General features: G+C 69.0%; 16 protein-coding genes, 1 tRNA gene and 2 riboswitches. Of the genes, 13 read left to right on the forward strand and 4 right to left on the reverse strand.

Annotation, left to right across the window (positions count from 1 at the left end; all coding sequences use genetic code 11):
• Positions 1-339 precede the first annotated feature (339 nt).
• A complete protein-coding gene (locus DTA15_RS17655; protein ID WP_006485452.1) occupies positions 340-759 on the reverse strand; it encodes a hypothetical protein in 420 nt (139 codons plus the stop codon).
• A 162-nt stretch (positions 760-921) separates the two neighbouring features.
• Here DTA15_RS17655 and DTA15_RS17660 point away from each other — a divergent pair, with 162 nt between their 5' ends.
• The 4 genes from DTA15_RS17660 (at position 922) to DTA15_RS17675 (ending at position 4,750) form a co-directional block, all read left to right on the forward strand.
• Complete coding sequence (locus tag DTA15_RS17660) at positions 922-1,137, forward strand: hypothetical protein (protein WP_006485450.1); 216 nt, start codon at positions 922-924, stop codon at positions 1,135-1,137.
• Positions 1,138-1,318: 181 nt separating this feature from the next.
• A complete protein-coding gene (locus tag DTA15_RS17665; protein WP_006485448.1) occupies positions 1,319-1,567 on the forward strand; it encodes an Ogr/Delta-like zinc finger protein in 249 nt (82 codons plus the stop codon).
• 127 nt (positions 1,568-1,694) lie between these two features.
• A complete protein-coding gene (locus DTA15_RS17670; RefSeq protein ID WP_006493879.1) occupies positions 1,695-1,952 on the forward strand; it encodes a hypothetical protein in 258 nt (85 codons plus the stop codon).
• Between the two features lie 5 nt (positions 1,953-1,957).
• Positions 1,958-4,750 carry a toprim domain-containing protein gene (locus tag DTA15_RS17675; RefSeq protein ID WP_006484046.1) on the forward strand — a complete coding sequence of 931 codons (2,793 nt, stop codon included), beginning with the start codon at positions 1,958-1,960 and terminating at the stop codon, positions 4,748-4,750.
• Positions 4,751-5,169: 419 nt separating this feature from the next.
• On the opposite strand, the gene DTA15_RS17685 is transcribed toward DTA15_RS17675, so the two are convergent.
• A complete protein-coding gene (locus tag DTA15_RS17685) occupies positions 5,170-5,442 on the reverse strand; it encodes a hypothetical protein (protein ID WP_034178513.1) in 273 nt (90 codons plus the stop codon).
• Between DTA15_RS17685 and DTA15_RS39530 the strand changes: the two genes are divergently transcribed.
• A complete protein-coding gene (locus tag DTA15_RS39530; protein WP_324295523.1) occupies positions 5,323-5,577 on the forward strand; it encodes a DNA-binding protein in 255 nt (84 codons plus the stop codon). The two genes, DTA15_RS17685 and DTA15_RS39530, sit on opposite strands and share 120 nt — an antisense overlap.
• Entirely contained in the window at positions 5,490-6,521 is a 1,032-nt protein-coding gene (locus tag DTA15_RS17690; RefSeq protein ID WP_323661109.1) for a tyrosine-type recombinase/integrase, read from the forward strand. The genes DTA15_RS39530 and DTA15_RS17690 overlap by 88 nt, the downstream gene beginning before the upstream one ends.
• 54 nt (positions 6,522-6,575) lie before the next feature.
• Here DTA15_RS17690 and DTA15_RS17695 read toward each other — a convergent pair.
• Positions 6,576-6,651: transfer RNA gene (locus tag DTA15_RS17695), tRNA-Arg, on the reverse strand.
• Between the two features lie 251 nt (positions 6,652-6,902).
• Between DTA15_RS17695 and DTA15_RS17700 the strand changes: the two genes are divergently transcribed.
• On the forward strand, positions 6,903-7,790 hold the full coding sequence (locus DTA15_RS17700) for a c-type cytochrome (protein ID WP_006496275.1): 888 nt from the start codon (positions 6,903-6,905) through the stop codon (positions 7,788-7,790).
• Positions 7,791-7,896: 106 nt separating this feature from the next.
• On the opposite strand, the gene DTA15_RS17705 is transcribed toward DTA15_RS17700, so the two are convergent.
• The gene (locus tag DTA15_RS17705; protein ID WP_012492254.1) at positions 7,897-9,984 is read right to left on the reverse strand and encodes a UvrD-helicase domain-containing protein; all 2,088 of its coding nucleotides are present in this window, start codon (positions 9,982-9,984) and stop codon (positions 7,897-7,899) included.
• A 310-nt stretch (positions 9,985-10,294) separates the two neighbouring features.
• Between DTA15_RS17705 and DTA15_RS17710 the strand changes: the two genes are divergently transcribed.
• The 6 genes from DTA15_RS17710 (at position 10,295) to gcvP (ending at position 18,001) form a co-directional block, all read left to right on the forward strand.
• Entirely contained in the window at positions 10,295-11,002 is a 708-nt protein-coding gene (locus tag DTA15_RS17710) for an SGNH/GDSL hydrolase family protein (protein WP_006496277.1), read from the forward strand.
• Between the two features lie 301 nt (positions 11,003-11,303).
• A complete protein-coding gene (locus DTA15_RS17715; protein ID WP_006485682.1) occupies positions 11,304-12,356 on the forward strand; it encodes an oxidoreductase in 1,053 nt (350 codons plus the stop codon).
• Between the two features lie 203 nt (positions 12,357-12,559).
• A complete protein-coding gene (locus tag DTA15_RS17720; RefSeq protein ID WP_006485676.1) occupies positions 12,560-12,922 on the forward strand; it encodes a hypothetical protein in 363 nt (120 codons plus the stop codon).
• Between the two features lie 113 nt (positions 12,923-13,035).
• Positions 13,036-13,137, forward strand: a riboswitch (glycine riboswitch).
• Between the two features lie 35 nt (positions 13,138-13,172).
• A riboswitch (glycine riboswitch) is annotated at positions 13,173-13,306 on the forward strand.
• A gap of 83 nt (positions 13,307-13,389) precedes the next feature.
• Entirely contained in the window at positions 13,390-14,508 is a 1,119-nt protein-coding gene (gene gcvT, locus DTA15_RS17725; protein ID WP_006485675.1) for a glycine cleavage system aminomethyltransferase GcvT, read from the forward strand.
• Between the two features lie 126 nt (positions 14,509-14,634).
• A complete protein-coding gene (gene gcvH, locus DTA15_RS17730) occupies positions 14,635-15,015 on the forward strand; it encodes a glycine cleavage system protein GcvH (protein ID WP_006485673.1) in 381 nt (126 codons plus the stop codon).
• Positions 15,016-15,073: 58 nt separating this feature from the next.
• Positions 15,074-18,001, forward strand: a complete 2,928-nt coding sequence (gene gcvP, locus DTA15_RS17735) for an aminomethyl-transferring glycine dehydrogenase (RefSeq protein ID WP_006485677.1) — start codon at positions 15,074-15,076, stop codon at positions 17,999-18,001.
• Positions 18,002-18,004: the final 3 nt, after the last annotated feature.

The raw sequence follows: 18,004 nt of genomic DNA on the forward strand, positions 1-18,004 counted from the left end.
TCAGCGCCCCTGTCAACGCTTCGCAACCCGCCTCGCGGCTGGCCACGCATGACTCGGGGAAATCGTGAATCGCTAGTTCTTGCAATGTCGGGGACTTTCACCCCTTGATCTCTACCGGTCTCCCGGCGCACACTGTATGGATATACAGTATTTCGTCCGATTTTATCCGATGCCCTTGTGCGGTGCGCCGAGCGCACCCGGGCAACATCGGAAAACGGGAACTGCGCTGCCCCGCCGTCGCACACGCAACGGTTCGAACCGGGCAGAGGGACGGCCGCGCGGGGTGTGTCGCATGCATGCGCGCCGGGTGATGGGGCGGGGCGCCACCCCGCGGATGCGTTACTTCTTCGGCTGCTTCGCCGCGCGTTCGGCCTTCAACCGTTCGATCTCGGCCATCGCGCGATCGACGTTTTCCGCCGTGCGCTGATCGAGCGCCGCGCGACGTTTCTCCGGCACACGCTTCGCGCGCCGCGGCGTCGCGGTCTGCACCATCGCGCCAGTGCTGATGCAGCTCGCGAGGAAGGCATGCAGCGACGCCTTGCCGGTGTCGTTGAGCTGCCGGTACATCGCGAGCACCTCGGCTTCGTCCGCGTCGCGGGCGCCGGCCTCCGGCGCCGCTTCGCCCGCGGCGAACCGCTTGCCGGTCAGCACGTAGCCGATATCGACGCCGATCTCGCGAACGGCCAGCAGATAAGCCGCGTCGGGAGCGCGCTCGTCCGACTCGTACGCCGACTGCGAGCGTCTCGCGACGCCGCCCACGGTCGCAAACTCGTCCTGGCTGAGCCCGATCCGCAAGCGCTCGTCCCGCAAGCGACTCCCGATTTGTGTCATAAATTACCCATTAACAATTGACGCGCCGTTTTTTGCTCATTAGACTAGCCTCACCGTAACGCAAGACTATCTCCGCAAAGTATACCGACCATGACTACTCCCAAAGGCCCACGCCGTTCGCCGCGCGGCACGATGTCGGACAAGCCCGTTTACGTGGGGCTCACGCCTGTCGAGCGCGGCGAGCTCGAGCAGCTTGCCGCGCAACGCAACCGCTCGATCTCGAGCATGGCGCGCGAACTGATCCGCCTCGGCGCCAGCCACCTGCGCGCGATCGCCGCGCCGCGCTCGCGCAGCGCGCGCCCGTGAGCCGGAGCGTCTTCATGTCCGCCGCTTTCGAACGCACCCGACCGTCCGGGCCCGCAGCATCCATTGTGAGCCGTGTGTGCGCCCGCAACCATTCGCCGATCGGCCAGGGCTGCACGCTGGCCACCGGCGCGACCCGCGACTGGCCCGGCCATCGGCAGTCTTTCGTCCGGAGTGAGCCCTCATGCGCATCCTGAACCGCTGCCCGCACTGCCGCACGCGCGCCACCGCGCGCAGCAGCCGTGAAATGTCGCTGACCTTCCGCGAGATCACGTTCCAGTGCTCGAATCCCGAGTGCGGCCACACGTACGTCGTCAACATGGAATTCGCACGCACGCTGTCGCCGTCCGCGATCCCGAACCTGTCGTTGCAGCTGCCGCTCTCGCCGCACGTGCGCGAACGCCTCGCCGCGCAGCTCGAGCTGCCCGTCTGACGCCCTAACCCGTCACCCTCTCCCGTTTCCCTCGCATCGTGCCCGAGCGGCGCGAGGGATCGTTTTTGCCATTGAAAGGATTCCTCATGATCTCGAACCGCGCGACCCATGGCCCGGAGGTGCTCACATGAACCGCTACGCCGAACCCGCACCGCACGACGTCGCGCTGCGCGCCGCCATCGCGGCCGCCGCCGACACGCTGCGCGGCGACCCCGCATCCGGCAGCGCCGCACGCCAGCCCGCGCTCGGCCCCTTCGTGTCGGCGCTCGCCGATCGCCTTGCGCTGGGCTTCCCGCAATCCGCCGCCGCGCTGCACGCGCTCGTCGCGCCGCCGGCCTGCGCCGGCGATCCCGCACGGCACGCCCAACCTGAACCACAGCAATAACGAAGATGGCTTCGATCGACGAACTGAAACGACACATCGACCTGCACGATCTTGCGAGCCGTCTCGGCCTGAAGCGCGGCCGCGGCGGCGACCGCGCGCTCTATCACTCGCCGCAGCACGCGGACCGCAGCCCGTCATTGTCGATCTATGCGAACCACCCGAAGTACGGCACCGGCTGGCGCGACCACAGCGCCGATGCCGGCGGATCCTGCATCGATCTCGTGATCCACGCGCGCGGCGGCACCGTCGCCGACGCCGTCCGCTATCTCCACGACGCATACGGTCTCCCGTCCGAGCGGCCGGCGCCGCTCGAGCGCCGCGAGAAGTCGACCGTCGAATACATCGCCGATCGCTGCGTGGCCGAGCGCGAGCGCGTGCGCGACTACCTCGGCGGCCGCGGCATCGCCGCCGCCGCGATCGACGCGGCGCTCGCCGCGCGCACGCTCGGCTTCAATACGTGGACGAGCCCGAAGGTCGCCGCCGGCGAAGTCGGCCACGGCGGCCCCGCGGCCGCATTCGTCGTGCGCGCACCGGGCGATGCGCGCGTCGTCGCGGTCGACATGCGCTACGTCGATCCCGCGCTCAACGGCGGGGTCAAGACGCAGACCCAGGGCGACAAGGCCGGTTATGCGTGGACCGCCGACGCACGCCGGCTCGAGCGCGCGAAACGCGTGGTGATCGTCGAGAGCGCGATCAACGCGCTGTCGATCGACACCTGCGCGCTGCCCGGCACGGCCGCGCTCGCGCTGCGCGGCCTCGCGAACGTCGAGCGCATCGACTTCGCGTTCCTGCGCGGCAAGCAGGTCACGATCTGCCTGGACAACGACGAACCGTTCGCCGACGGCCATCCGCGCGCCGGCCAGCGGCCAGGCCCGGAGGCCGCGTGGGCGCTCTACGAACGGCTGACGGCGCTCGACATCAGCGCCGTGCTGGTCGACCAGTCGGACTGGTTCGCGGATCTGGCGGACGGCGACACCGCGCGCAAGCCGATCAACGACGTGAACGACTACCTGCAGCTGCGCGGCCCGGCCGATCTGGCGCGTGCGCTCGACCAGCTCGAGCCGTGGCTGGTCGCCGGCCTGCCGGGCGACGCATCGCGGCGCGGCCGGCCGCGCCTGTTCCTGCCGCCGCACGACTTCGCGCAGTACTGGCGGTTTCGCGTGCGGCCGGATTTCACCAGCTACATCACCCGGATGGACCGCAACGAGGAATCGGGCGTCGACACGCCGGTGATGACCGACCTGTGCGGCTTTCGCATCGCCGGCATCAGCCGCGTGGCCGTCGCGAGCGCGACCTCGACGATGACGGGCGACGCCGACCAGGCGCCCACCGTCTACTTCGCGGTATCGGTGCAGGCGCCGCGGCACGGCGCACAACTGATCCGCCGCGTGATGCTCGACGATCAGCTGCACAACGTCGATCAGTGGGGCAAGTTCGGTCCGATCTGGGCGCCCGCGCCGTTCAAGCGGATGGTCAACATCCTCGAGCGCGGCGCCGACCTGGGCGCGCGCCGCGCGGCGAACTTCGTCGGGCTCGCCTGGCGCGACGGCCGGCTGATCGTCAACGAAGGCCCCGACTGCTATTTCACCGAAGCGGACAAGCAGTGTCCGTATCACAACCTGACGTTCCCGGGCGGCCCGGTGAGCGACGCGCGCCGCGTGATCGCGGCCTACCAGACGACGTTCCGGCAGAACGCCGCGACGATCCCGCTCGTCTGGGCGCTCGGCGGCCACCTGAAGGCGCTGCTCGGCTTCTGGCCGCACCTGACGATCCAGGCGAACAAGGGCGCGGGCAAGTCGACGCTGATCAAGCGGCTCGAGCGCTCGCTCGCGTTCACGATGTTCTCCGGGCAGTCGCTGCAGACCGAATTCCGGCTGCTGACCAGCATCAGTCACACGAGCCATCCGGTCGGCTGGGAAGAACTGTCGGCACGCCGGCAGGACGTGATCGACAAGGCGGTCGGGCTGCTGCAGGAGAACTATCAATACACGGTGACGCGGCGCGGCACCGACATGACCGAATACCTGCTGTGCGCGCCCGTGATGCTCGCCGGCGAGGACGTGCCGGTGCGCAGCCTGCTCGGCAAGGTGGTGCGCACGACGCTGACCGGCAAGCGCGGGCCGCTGCTGCCCGACGACCTGCCGCGCTTCCCGGTCCGGCAATGGCTCGAATTCCTGACCGGGCTCGACCGGCGCACGGCGCTGGATCAGTACGCGACGCTGCGCGACCAGGCGCTCGCCGGCTGCCGCGCAAGCGGCGAGGACGACGGCGCGCGGCGCATGGCCGCCAATTACGCGGCGCTCGGGCTGGCGTGGCGCTACCTGTGCGAATTCGCCGGAATGGATCCGGGCGAAGGCGAGTTCCCGCGCGATCTGCTCGCCGAGATGAACGGCCACGTCGCCGAAACGAGCGCCGATCGCGAACCGTGGGTCTGGATCATGGAAACGGTGCTGTCGGAAATCGACGGCGGCAACTACAAGCATCCGTACACGTTCGACACCGTCGACGGCGAGTTCTGCCTGCTGCTGCGCACCGGGCACGTGATGGATCACCTCGCCCACACGAGCGCGCTGCGCGACAAGTGGAACGGCCTGCCCGTGAAGTCCGACCGCGTGTTCAAGGCCCAGTTGAAGCATGCCGGCGTCGTGGTCGGCGAGAAGGAGGTCGAGCGCCGCATCTACATGCGCCGCGTGCCGTACCTGACGCCGGTGTCGCTCGAGCGCCTGGCCACCTTCGGCCTGCACGTATCGGTGCGCGAGGACCTGGCGACCGACGCGCTGCACGGAGGCCGCGCATGAGCCGCGATCGGGCCAACCGGCTGGAGCGTTCCGGACGTTGCGGGGAGCGGGCGGGCGACACGCGGGAGTCGTGGATTTCGCCAGTCGAGATGCGCAAGTCCTTGATTGTTGAGGAAAGTGCCGCCGCGCGTTGCACGAGGATCGCCACGAGTCGGGCCGCTTTTGCCACGGGTCCGGCTTGCCCGCAGGCCGCCATGCGCCTCTCTTCTTCTCTCTTCAAAGCATTGAAAGAAAAGAAGAAAGCGTACCGGGAAGCCGCAGCAGCCGGCCGCCGTCGCGCACCACGAGTCAGGCGCGCGCCGCCATCGGTCGCGCGCGGTAGCGCGACTTCACGCCATGGGTTCCACGCGGCCGCCACGTCTGAATGATGGCAACCCATGGCAAACAAAACTCTTGAATATCAATGTGTTATGCGCCCTTCACACGCGATCCACCATGCCATCAGTTGCGCTGCGTGCCCGCCCGGCGCGCGGCCTGCCGACGACGCGCCCCCCGCGACCGTCGACTTGTCCGGCGCAGCGGCCCTGCTCGGCGCGCACCCCGAAACGGTGCGCCTGAAGGCCCGCGCCGGCATGCTGCCCGGCCGCAAGGTCGGCAAGCGCTGGATCTTTTCCATCATGGCCCTGCAGCGCTACCTCGCCGGGGACTGGCTCCCGCGAGCCGCGCAGGCCGATCAGCACGAGGAAACCCACCCATGTCGCTCTACAAACGAAAAACCAGCCCGAACTGGCAATACAAGCTGTACCCCCCTGGCGGCGGAACGCCGGTACAGGGAAGCACTGGCACCCGCGACAAAGCGCAGGCCCAGGAATTCCACGACCGGCTGAAGGTCGACCTGTGGAACCAGGCGCGGCTCGGCACCCAACCGCGCCATTCGTGGAACGACGCGGTCGTCCGCTATGTCGGCGAACGAGCGGGTCTCGCGAGCCTGGAGACTTCGAAGATCCATCTGCGCTGGCTCGACCGGCACCTGTCCGGCGTCGCGCTCGCCGACATCGACCGGAGCCGCATCGATGCGATCGCGCTCGCCAAGCGTCGGGAACCGCGCACGGTGCGCACGCGGCACGGCGTCGTCGCGACCGACCGGCCCGTCAGCGACGCCACGGTGCGCCGCGTGATCGGCGTGCTGAAGGCCGTGTTGAACGCGGCCGTCGAATGGGAATGGCTGGCGCGCGCGCCGGTCACGAAGCGCGCGAAGGTCGTCTCGAAACGCATCCGCTGGCTGACGCCGGCCGAGGCGGAGCGGCTGCTCGCCGAGCTGCCCGCGCACCTCGCGGACATGGCGCGCTTCAGTCTCGAAACCGGCTTGCGGCGCGCCAACGTAACCGGGCTGCAGTGGTCGCAGGTCGACCTCGCGCGGCGCGTCGCGTGGATTCACCCCGACCAGGCCAAGGCCAGGAAGGCGATCACGGTGCCGCTGTCGGATACCGCGATCGCCGTGCTGCAGCGCCAGCGCGCGAACCCGCGGGCGCCGGCATGCGCGGACAGCGTGTTCGTCTATCGCGGCAAGCCGGTCTACCAGACGGCCACGGCCGCCTGGGCCAAGGCGCTGCGGCGCGCCGGCCTGCACGATTTCCGCTGGCACGACCTGCGCCACACCTGGGCGAGCTGGCACGTGCAACGCGGCACGCCGCTGCAGGTGCTGAAGGAGCTGGGCGGCTGGGAGACGATGGAAATGGTGCAGCGGTACGCGCATCTGTCGGCCGCGCATCTGGCGCAATGGGTCGCGCCGCTGACGGCCGAGCCCGCGCCGATTCCGGCTGCAATTTAGCTGCAACGGTACTGCACGACGATGGGAGGAAACCGCTGAGAGCCTGATCAGGCTTGGCGCGCCCGGCTGGGATCGAACCAGCAACCCCTGCCTTCGGAGGGCAGTACTCTATCCATTGAGCTACGGGCGCGTGTGACAGTGAAGCGACCCCATATACAGGCCGCCCACGATTGGCAAGACGGCAAGGATACCCGGTTTCCCATGACGCGTCCACCTTGCCTGCCGAATCGCCGCCGGGCCGTGCTGCGTGCGGGTAAACACGCGCCATCGCGCCGCTCGCCGTGATGTAAACGTTCCGTCTATAATCGTCCGTGCTTCATTGGACTGCCATTTTGCCGTTGCACCGCGCTCACAATTCCTATTCATGGAGACGAGGCAAGCATGAGCGAAGCACCCCACGAATCTCCCGTCAAAACCCCCGGGCAGTTGATTGCCGTCATCATCGCGTCGTTCGCGATTCCGATCATCCTGATCGTCCTGTTCGCCAATTATGCGAACCATGCGTTCCGTTCCGGCGCCGGCACGGACGCGCTATCCGACGAGCAGGTCGCCGCACGGATCGCCCCGATCGCGAAGGTCGACGTGAAGGACGCCAACGCGCCCCGCACGTACAAGACCGGCGAGGAAGTCTACAAGGCCGTCTGCGTGACCTGCCACGGCACCGGCGCCGCCGGCGCGCCGAAGTTCGGCAACAAGGACGACTGGGCGCCGCGCATCTCGCAAGGCTTCGACACGCTGCTGAAGACGGCCCTCGCGGGCAAGGGCGCGATGCCGGCGCGCGGCGGCACGAGCCCCGACGACGTCAGCGACTATGAAATCGCCCGCGCGATCGTCTACATGGCGAACAACGACGGCGCGAACTTCCCCGAACCGGCGGCGCCGGCCGCCAACGCGGCGCAGCCCGCGAGCGGCGCGCCCGCGTCGGGCGCCGATGCGTCGAACGCGCAGGCCGCGGCCGCCATGGCCGCGATCGCCGCGATCCCGAAGGCCGGCGAAAAGCCCGCGGCCGCCCCGGCCGGCGCCGATGCGGCAACGGCCGGCAAGGCGCTGTACGCGTCGACCTGCCAGGCCTGCCACGCGGCCGGCGTGCTCGGCGCGCCGAAGTTCGGCAGCAAGGAAGACTGGGCGCCGCGCCTGAAGGACTCGATGGATACGGTCTACAACTACGCGCTGCACGGCAAGGGCGCGATGCCGCCGAAGGGCGGGTCGAACGCGTCGGATGCCGACGTGAAGGCGGCCGTCGACTACATGGTCAACGCGGCGAAGTAACGACGTCGCCCGGCCATCCGTCAAAAACCCCCGCGACGCACGCGCATCGCGGGGGTTTCTTTTTTGGGTTGCCGGTTCGCCGCGCCATCGTGCGCGCGGCGCCGCGTCACTTCTGCAGCAATGCCTTCAGGCTCGCGAGCCGGTCCTTCGGCGACATCGGCGCCTCTTCCGGCGTCGGCGGCGGCGCTTCGTCGAGCCCCATCTCCGGGATGAAGCGCGACGGTTCGCACACGACCGTCTCGCGCGCCCGCTTGCGCTTCTTGCACCAGTTCAGGTGCAGGCTGCGCTGCGCACGGGTGATCGCGACGTACATCAGCCGACGCTCCTCCTCGATCCGCTCGTTGTCGATCGGGCCGTCGTCCTCGCTGCCGCCGCGGTGCGGCATGATGCCTTCCTCGACGCCGACCAGGAACACGTGCGGATACTCGAGCCCCTTCGACGCATGGACGGTCGACAGCCGCACGGCGTCCGGGTCCTCGTCCTTGCCCTCGAGCATCGACATCAGCGCGACGGTCTGGATCAGGCCGAGCAGGTTCTTGCCCGTGTCGGCGAGCCCGTCCGCGTTGTGGAAACCGTCGGCCTCGCCGTCGACGGCCTCCGTCTCGGGCTTCGTGCCCTTGCGCTTCAGCCATTCGAGGAATTCGAGCACGTTCTGCCACTTCGACTGCGCCTGCCGCTCGTCGAACGCGTCGTACAGGTACGCCTCGTAGTGGATCGCCTCCATCATGTCGTCGAGCACGACGGTCGCGGGCTCCTTGTCCGCGCGCTCGGTCAGGCGCTGGATGAAGTCGCAGAACATCCGCAGCGGTTCGACCTGGCGCGCCGACAGCCGCGCCTCGATCCCGCCCATGTACACGGCCTCGAACAGCGACACCTTCGCCTGCCCCGCGAACGAGCCGAGCGCTTCCAGCGTCGTGTTGCCGATGCCGCGGCGCGGCGTGGTGACCGCGCGGATGAACGCGGGATCGTCGTCGGCGTTCGCGATCAGCCGCAGGTACGCGCACAGATCCTTGATCTCGGCCTTGTCGAAGAACGACTGGCCGCCCGACAGCACGTACGGAATCCGCTCGCGCCGCAGCACCTGCTCGAAGATGCGGGCCTGGAAGTTGCCGCGGTACAGGATCGCGTAGTCGCGGAACTGCGCGCGCCGCTCGAACTTGTACGCGGACAGCCGGAACACGACCGACTCGGCCTCGTGTTCCTCGTCGTTGCACGCCGTGACGGTGATCGAATCGCCCATCCCGTGCTCGGACCACAGCTTCTTCTCGAACAGCTTCGGGTTGTTCGCGATCACGTTGTTCGCGGCGGTCAGGATCCGCACCGTCGACCGGTAGTTCTGCTCGAGCTTGATCACGTGCAGCTTCGGGAAATCCTTGCCGAGCTGCGCGAGGTTCTCGAGCGTCGCGCCGCGCCAGCCGTAGATCGCCTGGTCGTCGTCGCCGACCGCCGTGAATGCGGCTCGCGGGCCCGCGAGCTGCTTCAGCAGCTCGTACTGGCACGCGTTGGTGTCCTGGTATTCGTCGATCAGCAGGTAGCGCAGCTTGTTCTGCCAGCGGTCGCGCACCTGCTCGTTCTTCGCGAACAGCTCGGCCGGCAGGCGGATCAGGTCGTCGAAGTCGACCGCCTGGTACGCGTGCAGCGTCGCCACGTAGTTGCGGTAGACCAGCGCGGCCTGGTGTTCGTCCTCGTTCGCCGCGATCGCCATCGCCTCGTCAGGCATGATCAGGCCGTTCTTCCACAGCGAGATGATGCTCTGGATCTTGCGGATCAGCCCTTTGTCGGTCGTGCCGAGCTGCTCCTGGATCATCCCGAAGCAGTCGTCCGAATCCATGATCGAGAACTGCGGCTTCAGGCCGACGTGCTCGGCCTCCTGGCGCAGGATCTGCACACCCAGCGAATGGAACGTGCAGACGGTGAGCTGGTTGACGGGCACCTTGCGGCCTTCCTTGCCCGGCGTGGTCAGCGTCTTGCCTTCCAGCAGCTTCGACACACGCTCGCGCATTTCGGCCGCCGCCTTGTTCGTGAACGTGACGGCGGCGATGTGGCGCGGCTCGAAACCTTTCGCTTCGATCAGGTGCGCGATCTTCTGCGTGATCACGCGGGTCTTGCCGCTGCCCGCGCCGGCGAGCACGAGACAGGGACCGTCGAGGTAGCGCACCGCTTCGTTCTGAGCGGGATTGAGGCCTGCTGACATGATGGCGGATGGTGTTGCGGGTTGACGGCGGAACGCCGGGAGGATGCCGTGCGCGGCAGGCTGGCGAAGCAGGCGGACACGCAGGCAGGACGCGCATGTTAACACGTCGGCGGCGGGTATTTCGGGCGCGCCGCCGGACGGGGCGCGCAGGCTTGCCGGGCGGGCGCCCCCCGTCCGTTCGGCGTTGTCGTGGCCGTCCGTTCGGCCAATCGGGCCCGGTCCGCGCCGTGATCGGACACAATACGCACTCCGCTGGCGCCACCCGCGCCGGCCCGCTTCAATGCGTTTCAACCACCGCCGGATCGACCTCATGGGATACCCGTTCGCCACCGCCGCCCTCGGCCCGCTGCTGTTCGCGCAAGGGCGCTACGTGCGCCGCGTCACGCCGCGGCTGCCCGAAGCGGCCGGGCCGCGCGACGGCTCAGTTGGCGACGGCCCGCCGCTGCGCGTGCTGGTGGTCGGCGATTCGGCCGCCGCGGGGGTCGGCGTCGCGACGCAGCACGACGCGCTCGCCGGGCAACTGGCGAGCGCGCTGGCGGCCACGCACCGAGTGCGCTGGAAACTGCTCGCGCGCACCGGCCTGACCACGCGCGAGCTCGTCGACTGGCTCGCCGCCGAGCCGGCCGAGCCGTTCGACGTGGCCGTGACGTCGCTCGGCGTCAACGACGTGACGGGCGGCGTGCCGCCCGCACGCTGGCTCGCGCAGCAGACCGAGCTGGTGCGGCTGCTCGCCGCGCGTTTCCAGGTCGGGCACGCGATCCTGTCGGCGGTGCCGCCGATGGAGCGCTTCCCGGCGCTGCCGCAGCCGCTCGCGTGGTATCTGGGGCGGCGCGCGAAACGGCTCAACACGGCGCTCGCCGGCTGGGCGGGCGCGCAGCCGCACTGCACGTTCCTGCGGGTCGACCTGCCGCTCGAACGGCACCTGATGGCCGCCGACGGCTTCCACCCCGGCGCAGCCGCCTGCGCGGTGTGGGCCGCGCAGGTTGCGGCTGCGGTGCGGCAGCGGATGGACGGATGATGCGGCACATGCCGAGGCCGGCTGGCCGCCCCGGCTCACCGGGCGGTGCGCCGGGTGCCGGGTGCCGGGTGCCGGGTGCCGGGTGCCAAGAGCCAAGAGCCGGGTGCCGCGAGTTCGACAGTCGCACCGCGCGCCCCCGCTCCTGCGCAAAACGCCGGTATTCCTTGCGCAAGCGTCGCATCGCTCCGTGCATTTCGCCCGACGCGTCTGTGCAAGCGGCAGCGCCATGCCAAAATAGCCGGTCGTCTTCGCGCCGCTCCGGCGCGCCATCCTTTAGTTTCCTTCGCAGCCAGGAATTGCCATGTCGTCATTGCTCAGGATTGGTTTGATGGGTTTCGGTTTCGCCGGCGCGACGTTCCATGCGCCCGTGATCGCCACGAGCGGCCGCACTGAAGTCGCCGCGATCGCGACGGGCCAGGGGGAGCGCGCGCAGGCCGCGTATCCGGGCGCGCGCATCGTTCCCGACCTCGACACGCTGCTCGGCCTCGACGATATCGAATGTGTGGTGATCGCCACGCCGAACGACACCCATTTCGCGCTCGCGCGCCAGGTGCTCGAAGCCGGCCGCCACGTAGTGGTCGACAAGCCCGTCACGCTCACCGCCGACGAGGCGCTCGCGCTCGCGCGGCTCGCGAACGCGCGCAGCCGGCTGTTCGCGCCGTTCCACAACCGCCGCTGGGACGGCGATTTCCTCACCGTGCGCCGCATCGTCGAATCGGGCGAGCTCGGCCGCCTCACGTACTTCGCGTCGCACTTCGACCGCTTCCGGCCGACGCCGCGCACGCGCTGGCGCGAGGAGCCGGCCCGCGGCGGCGGCCTGCTGCTCGACCTCGGCCCGCACCTGATCGACCAGGCCCTCGCGCTGTTCGGCACGCCGGAAACGGTGAGCGCCACCGTCAAGACGCGCCGCGACCACGGTACGGCGCCCGATTTCGTGCACCTGCTGCTCGGCTATCCGGACAAGGACGTCGCGCTGCATGCGAGCGCGCTGTCGGCGATCGAACCCGCGCGCTTCACGCTGCACGGCACGCGCGGCAGCTACCAGAAGTTCGGGCTCGACACGCAGGAAGACCAGCTCAAGGCCGGCCTCACCGCGGACGACGTCGAATTCGGCGGCGGCAACCCGCCCGGCCTGTTGCGCGTGCTCGACGGCGACGTCGAGGTCGAGCGGCCGGTGCCGACGCTCGACGGCCAGTACGCGGAGTTCTACCGCGCGCTCGCCGCGTCGATCCGCGACGGCGCGCCGTTCCCCGTCACCGCGCAGGACGCGGTCGACGTGATGACGATCATCGAGCTCGCCGCGCAGAGCGAACACGACGGCCGCCGGGTGCCGTTCGTGCGCCGCCCGGTCTGACGCCGCGGGCCGGGTCGGTGCCGACCCGGCCGCCCTCCCGCGCCACACGCCCGCGGCAGCGCTGCCTCTTCCTCCCTGCGCCGCCCCGCCCGCTCGGCGCCGAACATTCCGTTACAAATGGTGCGGGAACGAAAGTCAGCGGTCGTTCGGTCTGACGCGTTTCTCAAAAAGTCGATCCGACACCCATCCGTCAGGAGAATGTGATGCAACGGTTGATTCGCGCAGCGGCATGCTGCGTCCTGGTTTCCTCGCTCGCGGCGTGTATCGTGCAGCCGCAGCGGCCGGCCCGGCAGGCGCCCCCGCCGCGACCGAATCCGCAGGTCGTCGCGAACGACCGCATGCAGGAGGTCCAGGGACGGATCGACAACCTGCATCGCCGGATCGACGCGCGCGTGAACGGCGGCTACTACCCGCCGCCCTACGGCGCGCAGCTGCACCATCGCCTCGACGTGATCCGCCAGGAAGCGAACGACATGTCGGCCCAGCACAACGGCGGCCTGTCCGGCGACGAGCAGCGCGTGCTGAACCAGGAACTCGACACGGCCGCGCGCGCGATCGGCGAGTAACGCGCCGGCACCTGCCGGCGCGGATGAAGCGGCGGCGCCGGCCGCCGCCGCTTGTCGCGAAGCGACATTCTTTTGCTCAAATTGACAATGCCCACCTGCTCGCGTACAGTCGCCCGCACGCATCGGGAGAGCGTGTGACCGGGTTGTTCCGACACCGGTTGCGCCGCCGAAGGGGCACACCCGCAAACTCTCAGGCAAAAGGACCGACCGCGTCGGGAAACCGCATCCGCGCACCGCGCGAGCAATACGTTTCCCGCACTCTGGAGAGCGGCAGTAGCCCGCAGCGCATTGGCTGCGCGGGCAGGCTGCCCACCGAAGGGGCGCGCGTTCGCCGGGCTTGGCCCGCAGCGCAATCTCTCAGGTATCGAGGACAGAGGGGCATGTACCGGATCGCGTGAGGCCATCGGCCGCGGCGGTCGGCACATGGCCGTTCTGATCCGCGCGCAAGCGCCTTGCCTGAGGCCTCGATGACTGCACTGAATCACACTCCGCTCAACGCCGCGCACCGCGCGCTCAATGCCCGCATGGTCGACTTCGGCGGCTGGGACATGCCCGTCAACTACGGCTCGCAGATCGAAGAACACGCTGCCGTGCGCACCGACGCCGGCATGTTCGACGTGTCGCACATGTGCGTCGTCGATTTCACCGGCAGCCGCGTGCGCGCGTTCTTCGAGCATGCGATCGCGAACAACGTCGGCAAGCTCAAGACGCCCGGCAAGGCACTCTACTCGTGCCTGCTCAACCCGCAAGGCGGCGTCATCGACGATCTGATCGTCTACTACTTCACCGAAGAATTCTTCCGCGTGGTCGTCAACGCCGGCACCGCCGACAAAGACATCGCGTGGTTCAACCAGCTGAACGAGCAAGGCGGCTACGGCCTGACGATCGCGCCGCGCCGCGATTTCGCGATCGTCGCCGTCCAGGGTCCGAACGCCCGCGAAAAGGTCTGGGCGACGGTGCCTTCCGCCCGCGCCGCCACCAGCGAACTCAAGCCGTTCAACGCCGCGCAGGTCGCCGGCACGCCGTTCGGCGATCTCACTATCGCCCGCACCGGCTATACCGGCGAAGACGGCTTCGAAGTGATCGTCCCGGCCGTGCACGTCGAAGTGCTGTGGAATGCGCTGCAGCAACACGGCGTGCGTCCGTGCGGACTCGGCGCGCGCGACACGCTGCGCCTCGAGGCCGGCATGAACCTGTACGGCCAGGACATGGACGACACCGTCTCCCCGCTCGACGCGGGCCTCGCATGGACCGTCGACCTCGCCGCGCCGCGCGACTTCGTCGGCCGCGCCGCACTCGAAGCCAACGGCACGCGCGCCGCGTTCGTCGGCCTGATCCTGCAGAAGGAAAACGGCAAGGCGGGCGGCGTGCTGCGCGCGCACCAGAAGGTCGTCACGCCGCACGGCGAAGGCGAGATCACGAGCGGCACGTTCTCGCCGTCGATGCAGGAATCGATCGCGTTCGCGCGGGTGCCGGCGGCCGTCCAGATCGGCGACACCGTCCAGGTGCAAATTCGAGACAAGAATCTTCCCGCGCGCGTGGTAAAACTGCCGTTCGTGCGCAACGGCAAGGTCCTCGCTGCGTAACGACCGAGAAGCGGCCGCGGGGCCGCCTCCCGGCAAGCCGGGAGATGGCGCCCGGCGCAACCCTATCCGGCGTGCCATGGCGGCGCGCCAGCAGAACGAACACACCCTTTTATCCAGGAGCATCCGATGAGCAACGTCCCGGCCGAGCTGAAATACACCGACGAACACGAGTGGATCCGCACCGAGGCGGACGGCACGCTGACGGTCGGCATCACCGATCACGCGCAGAGCACGCTCGGCGACATCGTCTTCCTCGAGCTGCCCGAAGTCGGCAAGTCGGTGAACGCGGGCGACGCCGTCGGCGTCGTCGAATCGGTGAAGGCGGCCTCCGACATCTACTCGCCGGTGTCCGGCGAGATCGTCGCCATCAACGAAGCAGCCACCGATGCGCCGGAAGAAGTGAACGGCGATGCGTACGGCGTGTGGCTCTTCAAGATCAAGCTCGCGGCCGGCGCGTCGACCGACAAGCTGATCGACGCCGACGCCTACAGCAAGCTGATCGACTAATTTCCCTACCCGAACCGCGCGGCGCCGGCCTCGGCGCGCGCGGGACCAGAGTCACGCCATGAAGCTCGAACACCCGGACCGCCTGATGAACCGCACGCCCCTCTCGCTCGCCGCGCTCGAAACGCACGACGCGTTCGCCGAACGCCACATCGGCCCCGACGCCGCCAGCCAGCAGGCCATGCTCGACACGCTCGGCTTCGCGTCGCGCGCCGCCCTGATCGACGCCGTGATCCCGGCCTCGATCCGCCGCGCCGAAACGCTGCCGCTCGGCCCGTTCGCACAGCCGAAGAGCGAGGCCGAAGCCCTCGCCGCGCTGCGTGCGCTCGCGGACAAGAACCAGGTGTTCCGCTCCTATATCGGCCAGGGTTATCACGACACGCACACGCCGGCCGTGATCCTGCGCAACGTGCTCGAAAACCCGGCGTGGTACACGGCCTACACGCCGTACCAGCCCGAAATTTCCCAGGGTCGCCTCGAGGCGCTCCTGAACTTCCAGCAGATGGTGGCCGACCTCACCGGCCTCGCGATCTCGAACGCGTCGCTGCTGGATGAAGCGACGGCCGCGGCCGAAGCGATGACGCTGCTGCAGCGTACCGGCAAGCCGAAGTCGAACGTGTTCTACGTGGCCGACGACGTGCTGCCGCAAACGCTCGAAGTGATCCGCACGCGCGCGCTGCCGATCGGCATCGAAGTCAAGACGGGCCCGGCGGCCGACGCCGCGCAGGCGAACGCGTTCGGCGTGCTGCTGCAATACCCGGGCGTGAACGGCGACGTGCGCGACTACCGCGCGCTCACCGAGGCGATCCACGCGGCCGGCGGCCACGTGGTCGTCGCGGCCGACCTGCTCGCGCTCACCGTGCTGACGCCGCCCGGCGAATGGGGCGCGGACGTCGCGGTCGGCAACACGCAGCGCTTCGGCGTGCCGATGGGCTTCGGCGGCCCGCACGCCGCTTACATGGCCGTGCGCGACGAATTCAAGCGCCAGATGCCGGGCCGCCTCGTCGGCGTGACGGTCGACGCGCAGGGCAAGCCCGCGCTGCGCCTCGCGCTGCAGACGCGCGAACAGCACATCCGCCGCGAAAAGGCGACGTCGAACGTGTGTACCGCACAGGCGCTGCTCGCGATCATGGCCAGCATGTACGCGGTCTACCACGGCCCGCACGGCCTGAAGACGATCGCGCTGCGCGTGAACCGCATCGCGGCGCTGTTCGCCGCCGGCGTGAAACAGCTCGGCTTCGCGACCGTCAACGACACGTTCTTCGACACGCTGACGATCGACACCGGCGCGCGCACCGCGCAGGTCCACGAATTCGCGAAGGCGAAGCGCATCAACCTGCGCCGCGTGAGCGCCACGCAAGTCGGCGTATCGGTCGACGAAACGACGACGCGCGACGATCTCGCCGACCTGCTCGACGTGTTCGCGCAGGCCGCGGGCGGCACCGCGCCGGCCGTCGATGCGCTGGACGCGGGCCTCGCCGGCGTCGCCGCGCTGCCGGCCGGCCTCGAGCGCACGAGCGCGTACCTGACGCACCACGTGTTCAACCGCCACCATTCCGAAACCGAAATGCTGCGCTACCTGCGCAGCCTGTCGGACAAGGATCTCGCGCTCGACCGCTCGATGATCCCGCTCGGCTCGTGCACGATGAAGCTGAACGCGACGTCGGAAATGCTGCCCGTCACGTGGCCCGAGTTCGGCCGGATCCACCCGTTCGCCCCGGCCGAGCAGACCGTCGGCTACCGCGAAATGATCGACCAGCTCGAGCAGATGCTCGTCGCGGCCACCGGCTACGCGGCCGTGTCGCTGCAGCCGAACGCGGGCTCGCAGGGCGAGTACGCGGGTCTCTTGATCATCCACGCGTACCACGCATCGCGCGGCGAAGGCCATCGCGACGTGTGCCTGATCCCGGCGTCCGCGCACGGCACGAACCCGGCGTCCGCGCACATGGCCGGCATGAAGGTCGTGGTCGTCGCCTGCGACGCGCAGGGCAACGTCGACATCGCCGACCTGAAGGCGAAGGCCGAGCAGCACTCGAAGGACCTCGCGGCGATCATGATCACGTACCCGTCGACGCACGGCGTGTTCGAGCAGAACGTCCGCGAGATCTGCGAGATCGTCCATGCGCACGGCGGCCAGGTGTACGTCGACGGCGCGAACATGAACGCGATGGTCGGCCTGACCGCGCCGGGCCAGTTCGGCGGCGACGTGTCGCACCTGAACCTGCACAAGACCTTCTGCATCCCGCACGGCGGCGGCGGCCCGGGCGTCGGCCCGGTCGCGGTCGGCGCGCACCTTGCGAAGTTCCTGCCGAACCAGCGCTCGACCGGCTACGCACGCACGGAAGACGGCATCGGCGCGGTGTCGGCCGCGCCGTACGGCTCGGCGTCGATCCTGCCGATCTCGTGGATGTACATCGCGATGATGGGCGCGAAGAACCTGACCGCCGCGACGGAAACCGCGATCCTCAACGCGAACTACATCGCGAAGCGCCTCGCGCCGCATTACCCGGTGCTGTATTCGGGCCCGGGCGGGCTCGTCGCGCACGAGTGCATTCTCGACCTGCGTCCGATCAAGGAAACGAGCGGCATCAGCGTCGACGACGTCGCGAAGCGCCTGATGGACTATGGCTTCCACGCGCCGACGATGAGCTTCCCGGTGCCGGGCACGCTGATGGTCGAGCCGACCGAATCGGAATCGCAGGAAGAGCTCGACCGCTTCATCGCCGCGATGATCGCGATCCGCGAGGAAATCCGCGCGGTCGAGGAAGGCCGCGCCGATCGCGAGGACAACCCGCTGCGTCACGCACCGCACACGGCGGCCGTCGTCACCGCGAACGAATGGCCGCACGCGTACTCGCGCGAGCAGGCCGCGTACCCGGTCGCATCGCTCGGCACGAACAAGTACTGGCCGCCGGTCGGCCGTGCGGACAACGCGTACGGCGACCGCAATCTGTTCTGCTCGTGCGTGCCGATGTCGGACTACGCATAACGC

Origin of the sequence: Burkholderia cenocepacia (assembly GCF_900446215.1) — a bacterium.
Lineage (GTDB): Bacteria > Pseudomonadota > Gammaproteobacteria > Burkholderiales > Burkholderiaceae > Burkholderia > Burkholderia cenocepacia.